Genomic DNA, 17,480 nt, shown 5'->3' on the forward strand with positions numbered 1-17,480 from the left:
ATGCCTTTAAAACTGCTTTAAAACAAGCGCTGTTCTATTTTTATGGTGTCGCCCGCTGCAATTCGGCTATTTAAACTACCTTTAATTTGCTGCTCTTTGGTTTGCTCTTTAAAAATATATATTTTATCTACCGATGCGCGCTCAGTTAAACCGCCAGCTAAGGCAATAGCTTGGTTAACAGTCATCGCAGGCTGATATGGGTACCCGCCTGGTGCTTTAACTTCACCATGTATATAAAAAGGTCTGTACTCAATTACTTGCGCGTATACATTAGGGTTAATTAAATAATCAGGCTTTAAGCCTTTACTAATTTCTTGCTCAACCTGAGAAGTAGTTAAACCAGCAAGCTTAATTTTACCTAAAAAAGGATAGTTAACTTCGCCACTATTACCAAGCAACGCAGTTAACTCTAAATCAGGCTGACCAAACACTTTAATCTCTACTCTATCACCAGGACCTATAATATAGCCCTGCGATGTTTGAGCAAAACTTACATTAGTTAAGCAAAGTAGTAAAAAACCAACAATAATTCTAAACGTCATCATTAGCCTTTAATGCAAAAGTAAAGTTAATACCAACCACAACATGATCAAATTCAATAGTAGGTTGAGTAGAATTTTTATCAACAAAGTCAATATAAGTAGATATCATGCCAAAATTGGTCGCTATGTAATTTAAACCTAAACGTGCTGTTTTAGTTTTATCTTCACGTCCAACATTTCCCGTGTATTGCTCATCAATATAATTTACGCCCGCTTGTGAGCTTAAAAAGTCGCTCCAAGCATGATTCCACGTAATACCATATACACTTTCACGTATATAATCGCCTTCAACTAGCGGGTCTTTCGCTGCACGACTTGTCATTAATTGCACTGTAGAGTAACTTAATGGTTGCCAGTTAACCGCAGCTTCCCAGCTCAAACCGCTAAAGTCTTCACGTAGGTTACTATCAAACGTTTTATTTTGATAACCAAGTTTAACCGAGCCTGAGGTAACGGCAGTGGCTTCCCATTCAACACCTAATAATACTTTAGTGTCGTCGGAGTTGCGCGATATACCATCAGAATCAATTACATCATACCGGTAGTCTTCTTTTGTTAACTCAACAAAAGTTCGCGTAGCAGCTTGTGTATTGTAATAGCCTGTAATGCCAACAAGTGATTTATCAAAATCACGAAATTGCGATATTGTTCTAAAATTTTGATATTCTTTACTTGAATAACCGGCAGTTAAAGCCACTTGTGCTTTAGAGCTAAGTGCACCGTATTCATAACGAGTACTTATATTTTGTTGCTGGTATTTAATTAATTCAGCTGCTGCATCACCCAACCCCTCACTTAAACCACTTCCGCGTGGCTCATACAACCAGTCAGCAATACCGGTTACATCTAATCTATGTTGGCTTGTAAATTCTTGATGAGTACCAATTCCTACATTTACTTGAGTAAAGTTATCGGTAGTATCTTTATTATGGAATGACGTTTTAGTTCCAAGATTAAGTTTATAACTGTCAGGACCGTTATCAATTTGCGCAGCGATTTTAGGTGCTATGGTCCAGATTAATCGAGACTCTTCATCGTTGGGTGTGCTAAAAAAATTGCTGTTACTACTTACACCAGTTTGAAGCGTTGGTGTAATTTCAGCTCCATCTTTAGTCATAAAGCTCCCTGTTTTAAACTCAGCTAAAGCCGGTGCGGTAACACCAACACTAAATAAAGCAAGTACAGGAACAAATTTACTAATAGGCATTTTCACTTTTAAATCCCTTAAAAATTGTAATAAAAATAATTTTAACATCAAACCATAACGACCAATGCTTAATGTAATGTAAATCAAACTCAACACGTTTAGTCATTTTATTTAATGTATCTGTTTCACCGCGCCAACCATTAATTTGTGCCCAACCGGTAATGCCTGGTTTTGCCTTATGCCTGAGCATATAAAACTCGACTTTTTTACGATATTCTTCATTATGGGCAACAGCATGCGGGCGTGGTCCTACTATTGACATATCGCCCTTTAATACATTTATAAATTGCGGTAGCTCGTCTAGGCTTGTGCGGCGTAAAAAAGCGCCTAATTTAGTAATACGTTTATCACCTTTCGTTGCCTGAGTTACCACTGCACTATTTTCGGTAACGGTCATCGAACGAAATTTCCACACCTTAATTTTACGCCCATCGAGACCGTAACGGTCTTGTTTGAATATAATAGGCCCCGTAGAAGTAAACTTAACAGCAGCAGCTATCGCTATTAAAACTGGTGAAATAAGCGTTATTATAATAGCTGACACCACAATATCTTCAGTGCGTTTAATAAACTCGCGCGCACCAATAAATGGAGATTCAAATACGCTAAGCGTATCAACATCCCCTACGTGTTCTATTCGGGCGTGTATTAAATTAGAGAGTAAAAAATCGGGTATTAAATGTACATCAACCGTTGTATCACCCAATTGTAATAATAAATCGGCTATGCGTTTATCTGCTTTCATTGGGAGCGCTATATAAAGTACATCAATATTTCCATCGCGAGCTGCACATATCGCATTTTGAATTGTGCCGGCAACATCATACGAAACAACATTATCAAATAAACGTTCTGGTTTTCGGTCGTCATAAAAACCAATAAATTTAAAACCTAACTCGTCATTTTTTTCAATCTCGTCATACAGGTACACAGCCGACTCAGTAGCACCAACAATTGCAACATTTCGTAAATTTAAGCCTAACTTACGGCGATTGCGTTTATATAAATGAACTATTGCGCGCCAGCTGTAAAAAAAAGCAACACTTAACAAAAACCACAACCCTAAACCCAAGCGCGAAAGCGACTCTGTAAATTTAAACGCAAACGATACAAAAAACAAAACGGCAAACGAAATAGATAAAGATCCCCATGCACATAAAACCATAGTTCTAAATTTGCCGGCACGCCAAGAACGATAAGTAGAAAATATTTCTGCACAGTATAAAAAGCTCAATGCAACACTAAGTAGAGCAACTATGTAAAAAGAGTTTAATTCGAGCCCATAAAATATAACAGAGCATTGAAAAGCTAAAAACAATGCGAAAATGTCGAATAATCGGTAAAAGCTTGCGTCGGAAGAACTTGAAGGCTTGAAGGTCCTTGAAGATGTCATACTCTTTAATCCCTGAAGATATCTTATTTAGTGAATTCAGCTCACTTTGCTATGTAGTAAATAATATATTAAGACACCCTACAACTCAATACTAAATCACTATTTAAAAGTTGCACAAATGGAAACAACAGTGTTAATAACGCAATATAATTACGACTTTAGTTATATTTTTACGATAATTTTCCAGAGCAGTCTGATAATATTAAATAATTTCATATAACTTTAAATCAATGTTAATAATGAGCCGTTATTAACAGTAATTTAATATACTAAATGAATCTAAAATAAATATATAAAACCAAACTCTAAAACTGCAAAAGTAACGTTTATCATGTAATTTATAGATTAGTCTGTTTAAAAACCGCCGTTGAATTGCAAAAAACGCAACTATCTTTATTTCTAAATTTAATACTAAAAAGCACTAATAAAATTGGGTTAAAATAACTCTTTAAACCAACTCCAGATCCCAAAGGAAAAATTTTCAAATATATTAATCCCTAATGCAGATTTTATTAAGTACGCGACCAATAAAAATGTCAGCAACGCACAAAAGCTCAAAACAGTAACAATGACAGCTTGCGCTAATAAAGCAAAGCGTTGCTCTTTCGCATTTAAATTTCGCTTATTTCGACCTGCTAAAATGACAAAATAATAGCGGTATTTAAAAAACTTAATGACCCCTCGGTGATCAATTGCATGGTCACCCCACTGCCTAGCACCAATCGCTATTTTTAAGTGTGCTAACTGATCATCTGTAAAACTATTTTGTAAGCTTTTAGGCATCCGATTTAATAAACTTCGAATCGCTGGATCTTTTTTCAAGTTTGACAAAATAATCCTTACGTTTATTTTTTATGTATAACAAAACCCATAAAAATCGGGAAGTAAAAAAGCAACATAGATGGAGCACCACCCGACATAAAAAAGAGCATAAAAAAAGAGTACATACATAAGCCAAAAAATATCATTTTTTCTTTAGATTCAGCTCTTCTAATTATATTTTTATAAAATATAAAATAAGGTAGTAATAGTAAGAATAGACCTATGACCCCTTGCTCGACTAATGTATCTAAAAAAACGTTATGGGTATATAATCCTAAACTAGGATGGATATAATAATTCATCATATAAGATTGTAACATTTTAGGTCCGACGCCAAACACATAATTATTACTGAAAATATCCCAACCGTTTTCGAGTAAAGATTGCCTATGTAAGTTAGAAACCCAAAAGGCTTGTTCTTCATCAAGATAGAGCATTTCTAACTCTGAGTATTCAAAAACACTGATATTGGTTAAAAACGACAGATCAAAAAATAAAATAAAAATTAAAACAAAAAAAGCTATAGCTGCAGTTAAAAAATATCTATAAAGAGGTTTCAATATGTAGAGCATATAAAAGACAAATACAATATGAAAGACTAAAATTCCCTTTCTTTCCATTGAAAGTATAATAACTGGATACAATACGACTAGGTATTTTAAAAACTTTCTTTCACTATAATAAAAACAACAACTTAACAATACTACACCGGCAAGTGCAAATGAATATCTAGCATCGCCCAAATTCTTATAGCGTGTATAGTGACCATTTAACACATGATATAGCACTGTAAAAAAGCATATTATAAGTAAAGTGATAATAAATATTTTTTTAAATTTCTCTGGGTTTGTAACTGCATTTGAATAAACAATAACTAAACTAAATAAAATCATCACCCACTGCAAAGTGGCAACTAAAGCCTTAAACAACCCCGATTGAATTAACGCATTAAAAAAACAATACATTAAAAAAAATAAAATATAGTTGACACCTATAGGGTAGCTTATTTTTACTCGCCCTCTTAAAAATAAAAAACTAAAAGATAAAATAACAAATATAGCCATTAAATCTGAAAGCCTAATAATAACGCCTCCGGTCGGAAACCTAAAGTCAGTAAAATACATAGGCACCAAAGCTGCAGATATAAAAAACAACAACGTTTCGATACTTTTTACTTTTATACTAAACATTATTCAATACTTCATTATAGATAACTGAATGTTCAAGAGCTGTATTGGTAATCGAAAAATGCTTAGCTTTCAGTACAACAGCCTCAGAAAAGTTATTATATTCTGTAACGTTATTAGCTATTTTTTTTATTTTTTTTGCCAAAGTAATTGCATCGCCCACCTCAAACAAACCACCAGTTAATGCAACATTGTTTAATCCTTTAACATTCGTTGCAAATGTTGGTAAACCAGCAGCCATGGCCTCTACGACAGCTATACCAAAGCCCTCCCAATGTGAGGATTGCACATAAATATCCAAAGAGTCTAAGAAAAGAGGAATGTCGTTTACCTGACCATGAAAAATCACTTTATTATCAACATTTAATGATTTGCAGTAGGCCTCGTATTCTTGTCGCAAATCCCCATCACCCGCTAAATGTAATGCAAAGTCATCATCAAGTAATGTCATCAATTTAATTAATGTTTTTATATCCTTTTGAGGTGCAAAGCGCCCTACCATTCCGATATTTATAACTTTTTTAGTCATATTTAGCATTTTTTTATTTTGTGGAAAGCGCTCTAAATTCACTCCATTATGTATAATATAGGCTTTAGATACATCTACTTTAATATTAGACAAAAAAGTATTTTTAACACCATCAGAAATACAAATTACTTTTTTGAATTTTTTATACAAAAAACGTTCTAAAGTTTTAACTAAAGGAATATCTCTTCTTCTGTAATGTGGATTATGTTCTGTAACAATAGTCGGAGTTGATGTAAAATAAGCAATGTAAATTGAAGGAAATAAATGTGTATGTACTAAATCCGCAGCATTTAAACGTTTAATTACGCCAAAAAATCCTAAATCTCGTTTATGGTATACCTCAACCCCTAACGCTTTAAGCTCATCTTTATATTCGTTTTCACCGCGAGTTAAAATGACTTCAAATTTAAACTCATTATGTTGAAAGGTCATTAAATCGACAAGTAAACGCTGCACACCACCTAAACGCTGCAGGTCATTTGTTATGTGTACAATTTTTTTCATTTTTTTAGCTTCCTAGCCCAAGAGTCGTCACATAGGTTATCGTTATAAGTATTTATATCTATTACATCTTTAATCACCTTACCTGGTGAGCCTACTACAACTTTATTGCAATCAATATTTTTAACAATTACTGAACCAGCCCCTAAAACGGAGTTACTGCCGATATTTATATCGCCAACTAAATTAACATTTGGTCCAATGTACACGTTGTCGCCTATCGTGGCAGATGTGCCATTGTGTATGGAGCCAATCGATACAAACTGTAACAAACTACAGTTATTGCCTATTATTGATTTTGAATTCACAACAACATTACCATGAGGTATATACAAACCATAACCTATGGGAACATTATAATTTAATTGAACATTAACTTTTTTTCCTAAACCGGCTTTTAATAACCTGAATATAAAGGATAATAAAAAATTATTTGATTTAGAAAATCTTAAATAAACTTGAAATCTAAAATAACTATTAGCAAAAAAGTTTTTGATGAGTGTTTTAGTATTATTTTTTTTTGTATATCTATATAAGTCAGATAATACTAAAACTTTTATTTCTGCTAATTTCATTATAAAAACCGCCCTATCAAGCAAACAAAATAAGAAAGTTTAAATTTAAGCGCAGCAATAATAGAATTATTACTTTTATTAAAATCATTTTTAAATGATAAATTTATTTTTTTACAACGATTAAAAAACACTTTTCGATCTGCACGCTCTTTTATCGTAAACCCTTTTAAACTGACTAACAGCGAATACCTAGCAACCTGAGCAACTACAACATCTTTTTTATCATAATTAGCTAACGTTGCTTTGACTGAGTTAACCATATTAAGCAATAAGTTAGAATAACTAGATGTTCGACCACTGGTTGTTGAACCCGCTCTTTTACGATAAAAAACGAGCGAATTTGATAGCCTTACTATTGACTCAGCCATAGAAAATGCATGAATATTATAATAAATATCTTCATATATAAGACTTTCAGGAAACTTAAGACCTTTTAATATTTCTTTTTTATACAAGCGAGTCCACACAAAAAAACCTGTATCAAATAGTGTAAGATTAGACCCACTAAGTTCTGTTGTTTCGCTACTATCACATAACGGTAAAATAGAAGTAAATTCTTGAAAATTAAATTCAATTATATCCTTTTGAGCCGCTTGAACATAAGGGTAAAGCACGTCCCAGTAATTTGCTGCTATCGCATCATCAGAATCTATAAAACCTATATACTTACCTTTTGCAATTAATAATGCAGCATTACGTGCAGCCGCCTGCCCTTTATTTTGTGATTGTTTAATTATGGTCGAATTAAACTTTATTTTTTTTGCATTTTCTAAAATAAATGTTTCGCAAATATCTATTGAGTTTTCTGGGCAACAGTCATCTACAAAAATTATTTCTACTTGATCGGTATTAACCCCTATTAATAAACTTTGCATTAAAGCAGGAATAAATTCAGCTACTTTATAAACTGGGCATATAAGTGAAAGTTGAATTGGCATATTAATTAACTACACCTTGCTTTAGCACTCCATATTCTTTTGCATAACAATCAAGCATTACTGGTAAATAATATTTTTGTTTATATAGTTCGTAAGCATTACTGCCATGTGAAACTGTTTTAGCTTTGTCGGTAATATATTCGCTCATTGCGTCAGCCATTAACGATGCATCGCGAATTGGAACTAAATACCCGGTCTTACCTTCAATTATTAACTCAGAACAACCACCAACGTCAGACGCTATAACAGCTTTTTTGCAAGCCATTGCTTCTATAATGCTACGTGGTAAACCTTCCCAAAAACTAGAAAGTATAAATACATCAGCTTCAGCTAGTTTTTCAGCAAAGTTATCAACCACACCACAAAAGTTTACGACCCCTTCAGGAAAGTGGGCAAACAACTGTTTTACTTTAGCTTCATACTGGCCATCGCCATATATGCTTAAAGTAAAGGGTTTACCTTGGCTTAATAAAGAGCCACATGCTCGAGCGAGGGTAGTGTAGTCTTTTTGATCTTCAAAGCGAGCTGCGGTAATAAAATTAACGGGTTTGTAGGTTAGTTCCCACTTATCGTTAAATTTACCAAGCATGCCGTTACGTATCACTAACAACTTTTTGTCAGGCACGCCTATTCGTAAATACTCGTTTTTATCAAACTCGCACACGCCTATTATTTTTGACGGTAAATACGATAGTAACTTTTCAAGTTGCTCATATTTTTTAAAACCTTTATTTTCAGGTGTATTAACAAAAGGCACACCATGAGGAACATAATAAGAGCGTTTAAAAGTAAGCATTGCAGCTATACGCCCAAGCGCACCTATTTTAGCCGTATGCCAAGAACAAACTTGCGGATTTTCTGAAATAATTAGCCATATTAATTTTAACAATGACCAAATGTCGCTCAATGGGCTTAAATCTCTTTTTAAATTAGTTAAAGCATGCACTTTAAAGCCAGCCGATCGTAATTTAGTTATAGCATCGCCGTCGCCACCTAATGCGTATACAACCTCTGCACCTTCGTCTCTAAACTTTTCGCCAATTTGGCAAATATGTTTAAATGAACCAGATACAATAGTATCAGAGCGCGTCATCCCTATTAAAACCTTCATCTATGAAGCTCCAAGTAATTTTTTATAAAGCTTTACGTATTCTTTTGCTATTACGTCTACTGTAAAATTAGATGCTATTAATTGCTCAGAAAAAACCTGTACTTCACCACTATTTTTATAATGTAATGCAATACCATCTTCTGTACTTTTAGCAATTTCAGCCGCACTAAAACCTGTAGCAATATAACCGTTTTTATCTGTAAAAATAGCATCGCTTGCCCCACTTACAGGTGTCGACACTAGCACCTTTCCAGCTAACAAAGCCTCAAGTAATGAGTTCGAAAACCCTTCAGCCTCAGAGGCATTAACAAAAATATCAAATTTCTTAATAAAGTTTACCGGGTCGTTAACCTCACCATAAAATGTTATTTTTTTTTGCAGGTTGCTTGCCTTAATATATTTTTTTGCTGCAGGTAGTACACTACCACTGCCTATTAAATGAAAATGCACTTGATCATGCTTTTTAGTAAGCAATGCAAACGCTTCCATTAAAACGTCTACTTTTTTTATTTGCTCTAACCGACCATGATAAAAAATATTTATTACAGAATCATTTTTATCATTTAAAACTAGGCTATCAGCATTAATTAAGCTTTTATCAATACTGTTTGGTATATTAATAATATTTTTAAAGCCAAACTCTTTACAGTTTTGTGCGATAACACCCGATATTGCGACTATTGTAGGGTTAGTTTTTAATGCAAAATCAGTCATTATTGGCCCAACAATTTTTTTAGATTTCAAAGCTTTGAAATCCATATATTGGTTAGAATTCCCTACTTTAATTAATATTGGTTTTTTAAATAAACGAGCTAAACAGCACCCAACAAAAGCGCCAAATTTACCTTGATGGCAATGTATTATGTCAAAGTTTTTATTATTAAATACTCCCCAAATTAATACCCGCATTAACCAATATACCGAAAAGGGTAACCAGCGACCAAGTAAGTCAGGGGCTATTGGCGAATATAAACGCGTTACAGGCACGTCGTTCATTATCTCATTTGCTTTGCCTTTAAATTTTTGGCGTGATGTTAATATATGTACACTAACACCTTCAGTTTGAATTCCTTTAGAGACTCGCCCGCATTGTTTTTCAGCACCACCAAATACATCTGGCATGTATTGACATGTAAGCATTAAAATTTTCATTTAGATATATATTCCCTCAATCTAATGTTGATGTTTTTTTCGATAATATTATAAATAAAACAGCCAAATAGCACACTAATTAAAGTAATACCAAACCAAGTAATTACTATTGGTATATGTTGTATTTGAGGGATTAAATTTCGTCCCAAAATCCCGCTTATAATCATAATAGGAAACATATGAAATAAATATATTGAGTAAGAAGCATCACCTAAGTAAACAAATGACTTATGAATTTTCATATCTTTTATTGGTGTGTAAAGTACTGCCACAATAAAAACAGACAATGCTATAGGTGCTCTTGATATTAAAGACGTGTACTCCCATAAATAGGATGTTGTGAAGTACATAAATAACCATAAGCACCCAAATATAACCACTACAAGCATAATATTTTTAGATATTCTATAACCCGACAAGTATAGCTTCGCAAGCCAACCACCTATTACAAACTCAAATAAGACTGGATTTTTTAATAAGGTTATAATAGCTAAATCTAAATCAGTTAAATGTGCAAATATGGAAAGTACTATTATAAAAACAGTAATTACTTCTAACCTTTTTGACGCAGCAAGCAATAATGTAGGAGCAAATAACATATAAAATATAATTTCATAGTTTAAAGTCCAACCTACTTTTAAAAAAGGAACTATCGCCTCTTCGTAAGCATGTGGAATCAATAATAATGAATAAAATACATGCAGCCCGTCAAACACAGCTGAAGATCCAGGCAATAAAGCTAATACACTCATAAAAAATATAGCGACAAACCAAATAGGATATATTCTGACAATTCTTTTTTTAAGGTATAAACCTATATCATTTGTATTTCTTGATGTATAAAAAATAATAAAGCCAGACAATATAAAAAATATGTCTACTCCTATAGCCCCTATCTTTACAAACTGGTTTTCTGCTAGCCAAAAAGAATGCTCTGTACCTAACTCAATGTGTCGTTTAATAATTAAACCATGAACATGGTAGGCAACAACAATTATAGATGCCCAGCCTCTTAAAAACTGAAGTGTTAATAACTTCATATACATCCCTTAGAAATCTCATTATGAACCGCTCTTTAATGCTCTGATAAAAGATTTAGATACTTACATTCAAAAAACATTCTCGAGTTTATTTATAACTAAAACATTGCTCTTATATTATTAAAAATTACAATAAACTATTAAGCGTTAATCTAATAACTAATAAATAAAATCTTAATTTAAAAACACTTCTTAAAGATAAACCCTAACTTACTAGATCTAATATAATTTACTATTACAGCAAAGTCTCTATTAAAGAAAACCTTCATTGATAATGCATATGTAAACAAACCTAGCAAAGAAAATAAAACTAATGAATTTAAAGGATTAATCATTAAATAATTATCAGCAAAGTAATTAATAAAAAACAAAACAAATAACATCAAACTAGTTGATACAGCTGCTGATTTAATACTAAAAACCAAGTCAAAGTAGTTTTCACCTAACGCATTTGATAATAAAAGTAAACCAAAAAAAGTTAAAATTATCGTTACAAGTATTTCTGAAAGTACGATATAAAAAACCCCGTATTTGGATGTACTGTATAGTAATGCGAACAGTATAAAAAAGTGCATTACCCTTAATTTTACAAGAATCCCCCCTCGCTCTAAAACACTAAAAACAGGCTTAAACATATGAATATAAATTGATGAAGCACCTAATATGCATAACATTTGCAAAGCTAAAGCTGAGTCTTTCCATTCATCTTTAAATAAAACACTCAACAAATCAGTAGAGGTTATTGCCAATCCACCAAAAATAGGAAATGACAATATAGCCATCCATTTAATAAATGAAGATAATGTTCCTTTAAACTCGCTCTTTTTTACTCTAGCTAAGCTAGGAATAGCAATAGCTGTAATTGGGCCTAATGTTAGTTTAACAACAAAATCTTGTAACTTAATTGCAAGCCTATAGAGGCCTAACACTGATGGGCCTAATACAGATGCAATAAATATATCTTTTAGTTTATTTACTGCAACGTTAGTCAATCCTGCAACCAGCAATGGAATGCCGACTCTAAGTTGATCTTTTAAAATAGAGTAATTAATTAACAAACTTGGTCGCCATTTAATTGAATTCCAAATAATTATTAGCATAATAAATTCATATATAACTTTTTGAAATGCAAATGCAAGCTCTGAAAACTCAGTAAGTGCAACAACAACTGCAATTAAACAAGATACTAAACTTGCCATAAATGTGGCAAAAGCTATTTTTTTATACAAAAATTTTCTTTGTAATTGGGCATCAGGAACGCTACCCAGTGAAAAAATTAAAGGTATGATAGACATTATTTGAAGAACTAATAGGTATCTGGATATTTCAAAATAAGATGTAATAAAACCAGCTGAGTAGTAAAACGCAACACTTACTAAAATACCGATTAATAATGTACTAAAGAAGGCATTATTTAGTGCAACACTTACATTTTTTTTTCTATTAATTAAATTAGCTGATAGCCCTAAACGAACTAATTGGCAAAATATCTCAGAAAAAATTAAACCGATTGCATATACACCAAAATACTCTGGGGATAGCAAATAAGTCATTCCACCAAAAAATAGAAAACCAATAAGTTGTTGGGCACTACTATTTAAAAAAGCCCATTTACTACTATTTACTGTTTTATTCATTATCTTTAGAATTCATAGGTATTTTTTTTAAGTTATATTTAAAATTTTCTAACGAAAAAAAGAAAGAAATTAATAAATATATTTTAGACCGAAAAGTGTTACCATTTTTATAGGCTACTGATTTGTGCATTTTTATTATTGAATATATATATCTACTGCTAAATATTGAGATATGCTTTCGAATTAATTTTTTATGGTAGAAAACCACCTTATCAAAACCTTTATCTTCAGATAAAGTTAGATTTTGCGTAATAACTTCAACATCAGTACCAACACATACCCCTCCATTATCACAATGACGGATTACCAAATCGACATCTTCCATCCTTCGAAATGACTCATCAAACCCATTTAATCTCTGAAGTGTTGATAACCGTGAAAATAAAACACCTGTACCAGCTGGATTCAAACTGGGATTATCAAACTTGTCCCCTGATATGAAAAAGTTTTTTAATTCCACACCACCAACGATATTTGGGTAACCCAATGGTGATTTATGATTTGTAGAGCCATCTAAATGTTTCTGTAAACGACCTCCGTAACATAATACAGGTACGCTATAATCCTGTTCAGTAGCTAACAATACTTGCTTCTGCTCATTATACCTTGACGGTAACCATTCATCGTCATCGTCTAAAAAAGCAAAATACTCGCCTTTTGCATGCTTAAGTATCTCATTTCTAGCCCCTGCTACACCTTTGTTTTTAGGTAACTTAAAAAGAGAAAAGTAACTTAAATCATGAGTAGTAATATATTCTTCAACAATTCTCATTGTATTATCACTTGAAGCATCATCAACAATTATAACTTCATAATCGATATAGGAATTACTTAATTCACGAACACTATCTAGTGCTCGTATAATCGAATCTTCTGCATTCCAACAAGTAACACCTATCGTTAAATCCACAGTCAATCCTTACTATTATAAAGTTTATACCAATCAACAAACTGCTGCATGCCGTACTCGATATTGGTATTAGGTTTAAAACCTACTTCTTTTTGTAAGCTATCTATATCAGCAAATGTTGCAGGTACATCACCGGCTTGCATTGGCATGTAGTTTTTATCGGCAACTTTACCAGCAGCTTTTTCGATTGATTCAATAAAGGTCATAAGTGCTATAGGTTCGTTGTTACCTATATTAAACACTCGGTATGGTGCTTTGCTCGAAGCTGGCGATATATTGCTATCGTTAGAATCACGCACAGGCACTACATCTTGAATACGAATAATACCTTCAACAATATCGTCGATATAGGTGAAGTCGCGTTTCATTTTACCGTTATTAAATACTTTAATTTCACGGTCGTTTAATATTGCATCGGTAAATAGGTAAGGTGCCATGTCTGGGCGACCCCATGGTCCATATACCGTAAAAAAGCGTAAGCCTGTTGTTGGCAAATCATATAAGTGGCTATAACTGTGCGCCATTAGCTCGTTTGATTTTTTAGTGGCAGCATAAAGCGATACTGGGTGATCGACGGCATCGTCAGTAGAAAATGGCATTTTTTCGTTCATACCATAAACAGAGCTTGATGATGCATATACTAAATGCTGTATTTTATTATGACGACAACCTTCTAAAATAGTGGCTGTGCCAACTAAGTTAGAATCAATATACGCCATTGGATTTTCTATTGAGTAACGCACGCCAGCTTGCGCTGCAAGATGTATTACACGGTCAAACTTTTCGTCTTTAAATAAGTTGGCTATGCCGTCTCTGTCGGCTAAATCCATTTTTACAAAACTAAATGACTCAAGATGTTTTATACGCTCAAGCCTTGCATGTTTTAATGCAGGATCGTAGTAATCGTTTAAGTTATCTAACCCTATAACTTCATGACCCATTTCGCATAAGCGTTCGCTAACAAAGTTACCAATAAAGCCCGCAGCACCTGTTACTAAATATTTCATGATGTTATCTCTTCATAAGTTACAATTGATTCTTGGCAATTTGTACCTATTGTACTTTTTATTAAACTACCATCAGGATAATTACCTTTTAATACACACCCAGCTCCAACTACACAGTTATTTCCAATAGTTGTACCTCGTAAAATAGTAACATTAGATCCGATCCAAACATTTGAGCCTATATTTACAATTCCAACTTTAAATCCCTGATTTTTAATTAGAGCTTGTTGATTAAATATATGATCATGATCATATATTTTAACCGACTCACCTATTAGCGTATTATTCCCAATTTTTATTTTTCCTCTGGAGGTCATTGATGAGTAGTTATTAATAAAAACATCATCCCCAATAACTATTTCTCCGCCACTGCTAGAAATAGTCACAAACCTCCTACAAGAAAATTTGCCTAAGAATGAAATTAAACCTTTAGAATCATATTGAAGCTTTGTATATTTACCAAGCTTTACATCGCGTATTGAATTTATTGTGATTCTTTTTTGCGATATTTTACATGTTAAAAATAACTTGGCTAAATCAATTAAATTATTAAACTTTCTTATCAGAAACATAATTTACACGACCAATGCTATAGTACTTAATTGCTTTTTTATCCATACGTTCAGGATCGAATAAGTTACGACCATCAAATATTACCGATTCTGTTAATTGTGATGTAATTAAATCAAAATCGGGGGCTCTAAAATTCTGCCATTCTGTACAAATTACTAAGGCATCAGCATTATTTAAGGCAGACTCTTTAGTACCCATTAATCTTAAATCTGAGCGCGTACCGTAAATACGTTGAGTTTCTTCCATTGCTTCTGGGTCATATGCTTGTACATTTGCACCCGCTGCCCAAAGCTGTTCCATTAATACTCGGCTAGGTGCTTCGCGCATATCGTCGGTGTTTGGTTTAAAGCTTAGCCCCCATACTGCGAAGGTTTTACCTTTTATTGCCGCTGGATTATTAGCTAAATCAAAATGTTTACTTATATATTCAAACATTTTATTTTTTTGTGCGTAATTGACTGCTTCAACCGCTTTTAATATTTGTGACTCGTAACCTATGCCATCGGCAGTACGGACTAATGCTTGCACGTCTTTTGGAAAACACGATCCACCGTAACCACAACCTGGGTAAATAAACTGAAAACCAATACGTGAGTCAGATCCAATACCTTGGCGTACATTTTCTATATCTGCCCCTACTCGCTCTGCTATGTTAGCCATTTCGTTCATAAAGCTTATTTTAGTTGCTAACATACAGTTGGCAGCATATTTAGTTAACTCGGCACTTTTTATATCCATAACAATTATTTTTTCGTGGTTACGGTTAAAAGGTGCGTATAACTCACGCATTTGTTCTTCTGCTGTTTTTGAGTCGGTACCAATTATAATGCGATCTGGGCGTTTACAGTCGTTTACTGCTGCGCCTTCTTTTAAAAACTCTGGGTTTGATACAACAGCAAATTCTAAATCACTTTTACGCTCGTTAAGCACGCTTTGTATTTTTGCTCTTACTTTATCTGCGGTGCCTACTGGTACGGTTGATTTATCAATAATTACTTTAGGGGTTGTCATATGCGTAGCGACTGTTTCGGCTACTTTAAGCACGTATTTTAAATCGGCTGAACCATCTTCGTCTGGTGGTGTGCCCACGGCTATAAATTGTAAATCACCAAATTCGACACCAAACTTGGCATCGGTAGTAAATATTAAACGACCGTCAGCATAGTTTTTTTCAACTAAAGGAGTTAAACCTGGCTCGTAAATAGGAATAATGCCTTTTTTTAGGTTATTTATACGCGTTTCGTCAATATCTACACAACATACATCATGTCCTGCATCTGCAAGCACAGTAGCTTGCACTAGGCCTACATAGCCTATGCCGTAAAAGGTAACTTTCATTTTAAATCCTTGAGGTATGTTTGGTGTTTTACAGAATTAATTTTTTAACTTGTTTAGTAAACTCTTCGCCCATGTCACTTGATTGCATTGCGTACTCTACATTTGCAAGCATGTATCCTAATTTTGAACCGCAATCGTGCGATTTACCTTTTAAATGATAGGCTTCTAGGGTTTCTATGTGGCGAAGTTGTAATAGTGCATCGGTAAGTTGTATTTCGCCCCCGGCACCTGGTGGGGTGTATTCTAATAAATCCCAAATTGCTGTAGATACAACGTAACGACCCGTAATAGCTAAATTACTTGGTGCATCTATGTTATTTGGTTTTTCGACCATGTTTGTAATTGTGGCGTTTTCGCCTTCGGTTATTTTTTCACCTGATATATCTACTACACCATATTGATGTACTTGGCTTTCAGGTACAGGCTCTACCATTACTTGGTTATAACCTGTTTTGTTAAACCGGGCGATCATTTGGCTTAAGTTATCTACTTTTGGGTTTGATTTATATTTATCAATTATTACGTCGGGTAGTAATATAGCGAAAGGATTATTACCTACAATTGGGCGCGCGGCTAAAACAGCATGTCCTAAACCTAATGGTGCTGATTGGCGCACCGAAATAATAGTTACATCTTTAGGTACTATTGAGCGTACTTCTTCTAGTAGGCTTCTTTTTACCCGTGCTTCTAATGTTGCTTCTAGTTCAAAGCTTGTATCGAAATGGTTTTCTATCGAGTTTTTTGAAGCATGAGTAACTAATATAATTTCTTTAATACCAGCTTGTACGGCTTCGTTTACTACGTATTGAATAAGTGGCTTATCTACAAGAGGGAGCATTTCTTTTGGTGTTGCTTTAGTCGCAGGCAACATACGAGTACCCAAACCAGCAACGGGCAGAACGGCTTTTAAGACTTTCAATTTAATTCCTTTTTTTTGATTACTTTTGTAAAAAAAATAATAAAATAACGATTTTAAAACACATCCATTTACGTTATTTACATACCGCACAATATTTTT

At 33.5% G+C, this 17,480-nt stretch carries 17 protein-coding genes; all 17 read right to left on the reverse strand.

Features of this window, described 5'->3' with window-relative positions:
* Window positions 1-17: 17 nt before the first annotated feature.
* Window positions 18-542, reverse strand: a complete 525-nt coding sequence (locus tag I6F65_RS02050; RefSeq protein ID WP_197111298.1) for a polysaccharide biosynthesis/export family protein — start codon at window positions 540-542, stop codon at window positions 18-20.
* Window positions 532-1,749 (reverse strand): outer membrane beta-barrel protein, encoded by a 1,218-nt coding sequence (locus I6F65_RS02055; RefSeq protein WP_197111363.1) that lies wholly within the window; start codon window positions 1,747-1,749, stop codon window positions 532-534. The genes I6F65_RS02050 and I6F65_RS02055 overlap by 11 nt, the downstream gene beginning before the upstream one ends.
* On the reverse strand, window positions 1,739-3,142 hold the full coding sequence (locus tag I6F65_RS02060) for an undecaprenyl-phosphate glucose phosphotransferase (RefSeq protein WP_197111306.1): 1,404 nt from the start codon (window positions 3,140-3,142) through the stop codon (window positions 1,739-1,741). The genes I6F65_RS02055 and I6F65_RS02060 overlap by 11 nt, the downstream gene beginning before the upstream one ends.
* 435 nt (window positions 3,143-3,577) lie before the next feature.
* The gene (locus tag I6F65_RS02065) at window positions 3,578-3,973 is read right to left on the reverse strand and encodes a 3-phosphoshikimate 1-carboxyvinyltransferase (protein WP_197111308.1); all 396 of its coding nucleotides are present in this window, start codon (window positions 3,971-3,973) and stop codon (window positions 3,578-3,580) included.
* Between the two features lie 14 nt (window positions 3,974-3,987).
* On the reverse strand, window positions 3,988-5,154 hold the full coding sequence (locus I6F65_RS02070) for an O-antigen ligase family protein (RefSeq protein ID WP_231613081.1): 1,167 nt from the start codon (window positions 5,152-5,154) through the stop codon (window positions 3,988-3,990).
* Window positions 5,147-6,184, reverse strand: a complete 1,038-nt coding sequence (locus I6F65_RS02075) for a glycosyltransferase (protein WP_197111310.1) — start codon at window positions 6,182-6,184, stop codon at window positions 5,147-5,149. Before I6F65_RS02075 ends, I6F65_RS02070 begins: the two co-directional genes overlap by 8 nt.
* Window positions 6,181-6,756: a serine acetyltransferase gene (locus I6F65_RS02080; protein WP_197111312.1), complete on the reverse strand. Its 576-nt coding sequence runs from the start codon at window positions 6,754-6,756 to the stop codon at window positions 6,181-6,183. Before I6F65_RS02080 ends, I6F65_RS02075 begins: the two co-directional genes overlap by 4 nt.
* A complete protein-coding gene (locus I6F65_RS02085) occupies window positions 6,756-7,694 on the reverse strand; it encodes a glycosyltransferase (protein WP_197111314.1) in 939 nt (312 codons plus the stop codon). Before I6F65_RS02085 ends, I6F65_RS02080 begins: the two co-directional genes overlap by 1 nt.
* A gap of 1 nt (window position 7,695) precedes the next feature.
* Window positions 7,696-8,805 carry a glycosyltransferase family 4 protein gene (locus I6F65_RS02090; RefSeq protein ID WP_197111316.1) on the reverse strand — a complete coding sequence of 370 codons (1,110 nt, stop codon included), beginning with the start codon at window positions 8,803-8,805 and terminating at the stop codon, window positions 7,696-7,698.
* A complete protein-coding gene (locus tag I6F65_RS02095) occupies window positions 8,806-9,957 on the reverse strand; it encodes a glycosyltransferase family 4 protein (protein ID WP_197111318.1) in 1,152 nt (383 codons plus the stop codon).
* Window positions 9,954-10,997 (reverse strand): acyltransferase, encoded by a 1,044-nt coding sequence (locus I6F65_RS02100; RefSeq protein WP_197111320.1) that lies wholly within the window; start codon window positions 10,995-10,997, stop codon window positions 9,954-9,956. The genes I6F65_RS02095 and I6F65_RS02100 overlap by 4 nt, the downstream gene beginning before the upstream one ends.
* A gap of 179 nt (window positions 10,998-11,176) precedes the next feature.
* Window positions 11,177-12,634, reverse strand: coding sequence for an oligosaccharide flippase family protein (locus I6F65_RS02105; protein ID WP_197111322.1), 1,458 nt, complete (start codon window positions 12,632-12,634; stop codon window positions 11,177-11,179).
* On the reverse strand, window positions 12,627-13,544 hold the full coding sequence (locus I6F65_RS02110) for a glycosyltransferase (RefSeq protein ID WP_197111324.1): 918 nt from the start codon (window positions 13,542-13,544) through the stop codon (window positions 12,627-12,629). The genes I6F65_RS02105 and I6F65_RS02110 overlap by 8 nt, the downstream gene beginning before the upstream one ends.
* A 2-nt stretch (window positions 13,545-13,546) precedes the next feature.
* Window positions 13,547-14,551, reverse strand: coding sequence for an NAD-dependent epimerase (locus I6F65_RS02115; RefSeq protein WP_197111326.1), 1,005 nt, complete (start codon window positions 14,549-14,551; stop codon window positions 13,547-13,549).
* Complete coding sequence (locus tag I6F65_RS02120; RefSeq protein ID WP_197111328.1) at window positions 14,548-14,937, reverse strand: acyltransferase; 390 nt, start codon at window positions 14,935-14,937, stop codon at window positions 14,548-14,550. The genes I6F65_RS02115 and I6F65_RS02120 overlap by 4 nt, the downstream gene beginning before the upstream one ends.
* Before the next feature lie 163 nt (window positions 14,938-15,100).
* A complete protein-coding gene (locus I6F65_RS02125) occupies window positions 15,101-16,462 on the reverse strand; it encodes a UDP-glucose/GDP-mannose dehydrogenase family protein (RefSeq protein WP_197111330.1) in 1,362 nt (453 codons plus the stop codon).
* A 28-nt stretch (window positions 16,463-16,490) separates the two neighbouring features.
* Window positions 16,491-17,381: a UTP--glucose-1-phosphate uridylyltransferase GalU gene (gene galU, locus I6F65_RS02130; RefSeq protein WP_197111332.1), complete on the reverse strand. Its 891-nt coding sequence runs from the start codon at window positions 17,379-17,381 to the stop codon at window positions 16,491-16,493.
* Window positions 17,382-17,480: the final 99 nt, after the last annotated feature.

This window comes from Pseudoalteromonas sp. SWXJZ94C, from assembly GCF_015864385.1.
Lineage (GTDB): Bacteria > Pseudomonadota > Gammaproteobacteria > Enterobacterales > Alteromonadaceae > Pseudoalteromonas.

Bases quoted from the DNA above. Each gene is read 5' to 3' on its own strand.
- I6F65_RS02100 (WP_197111320.1), bottom strand. From the start codon at position 10,997: ATGAAGTTATTAACACTTCAGTTTTTAAGAGGCTGGGCATCTATAATT.
- I6F65_RS02055 (WP_197111363.1), bottom strand. From the start codon at position 1,749: ATGCCTATTAGTAAATTTGTTCCTGTACTTGCTTTATTTAGTGTTGGT.
- I6F65_RS02050 (WP_197111298.1), bottom strand. From the start codon at position 542: ATGACGTTTAGAATTATTGTTGGTTTTTTACTACTTTGCTTAACTAAT.
- I6F65_RS02070 (WP_231613081.1), bottom strand. From the start codon at position 5,154: ATGTTTAGTATAAAAGTAAAAAGTATCGAAACGTTGTTGTTTTTTATA.
- I6F65_RS02075 (WP_197111310.1), bottom strand. From the start codon at position 6,184: ATGAAAAAAATTGTACACATAACAAATGACCTGCAGCGTTTAGGTGGT.
- I6F65_RS02080 (WP_197111312.1), bottom strand. From the start codon at position 6,756: ATGAAATTAGCAGAAATAAAAGTTTTAGTATTATCTGACTTATATAGA.
- I6F65_RS02085 (WP_197111314.1), bottom strand. From the start codon at position 7,694: ATGCCAATTCAACTTTCACTTATATGCCCAGTTTATAAAGTAGCTGAA.
- I6F65_RS02090 (WP_197111316.1), bottom strand. From the start codon at position 8,805: ATGAAGGTTTTAATAGGGATGACGCGCTCTGATACTATTGTATCTGGT.
- I6F65_RS02095 (WP_197111318.1), bottom strand. From the start codon at position 9,957: ATGAAAATTTTAATGCTTACATGTCAATACATGCCAGATGTATTTGGT.
- I6F65_RS02115 (WP_197111326.1), bottom strand. From the start codon at position 14,551: ATGAAATATTTAGTAACAGGTGCTGCGGGCTTTATTGGTAACTTTGTT.
- I6F65_RS02105 (WP_197111322.1), bottom strand. From the start codon at position 12,634: ATGAATAAAACAGTAAATAGTAGTAAATGGGCTTTTTTAAATAGTAGT.
- I6F65_RS02125 (WP_197111330.1), bottom strand. From the start codon at position 16,462: ATGAAAGTTACCTTTTACGGCATAGGCTATGTAGGCCTAGTGCAAGCT.
- I6F65_RS02060 (WP_197111306.1), bottom strand. From the start codon at position 3,142: ATGACATCTTCAAGGACCTTCAAGCCTTCAAGTTCTTCCGACGCAAGC.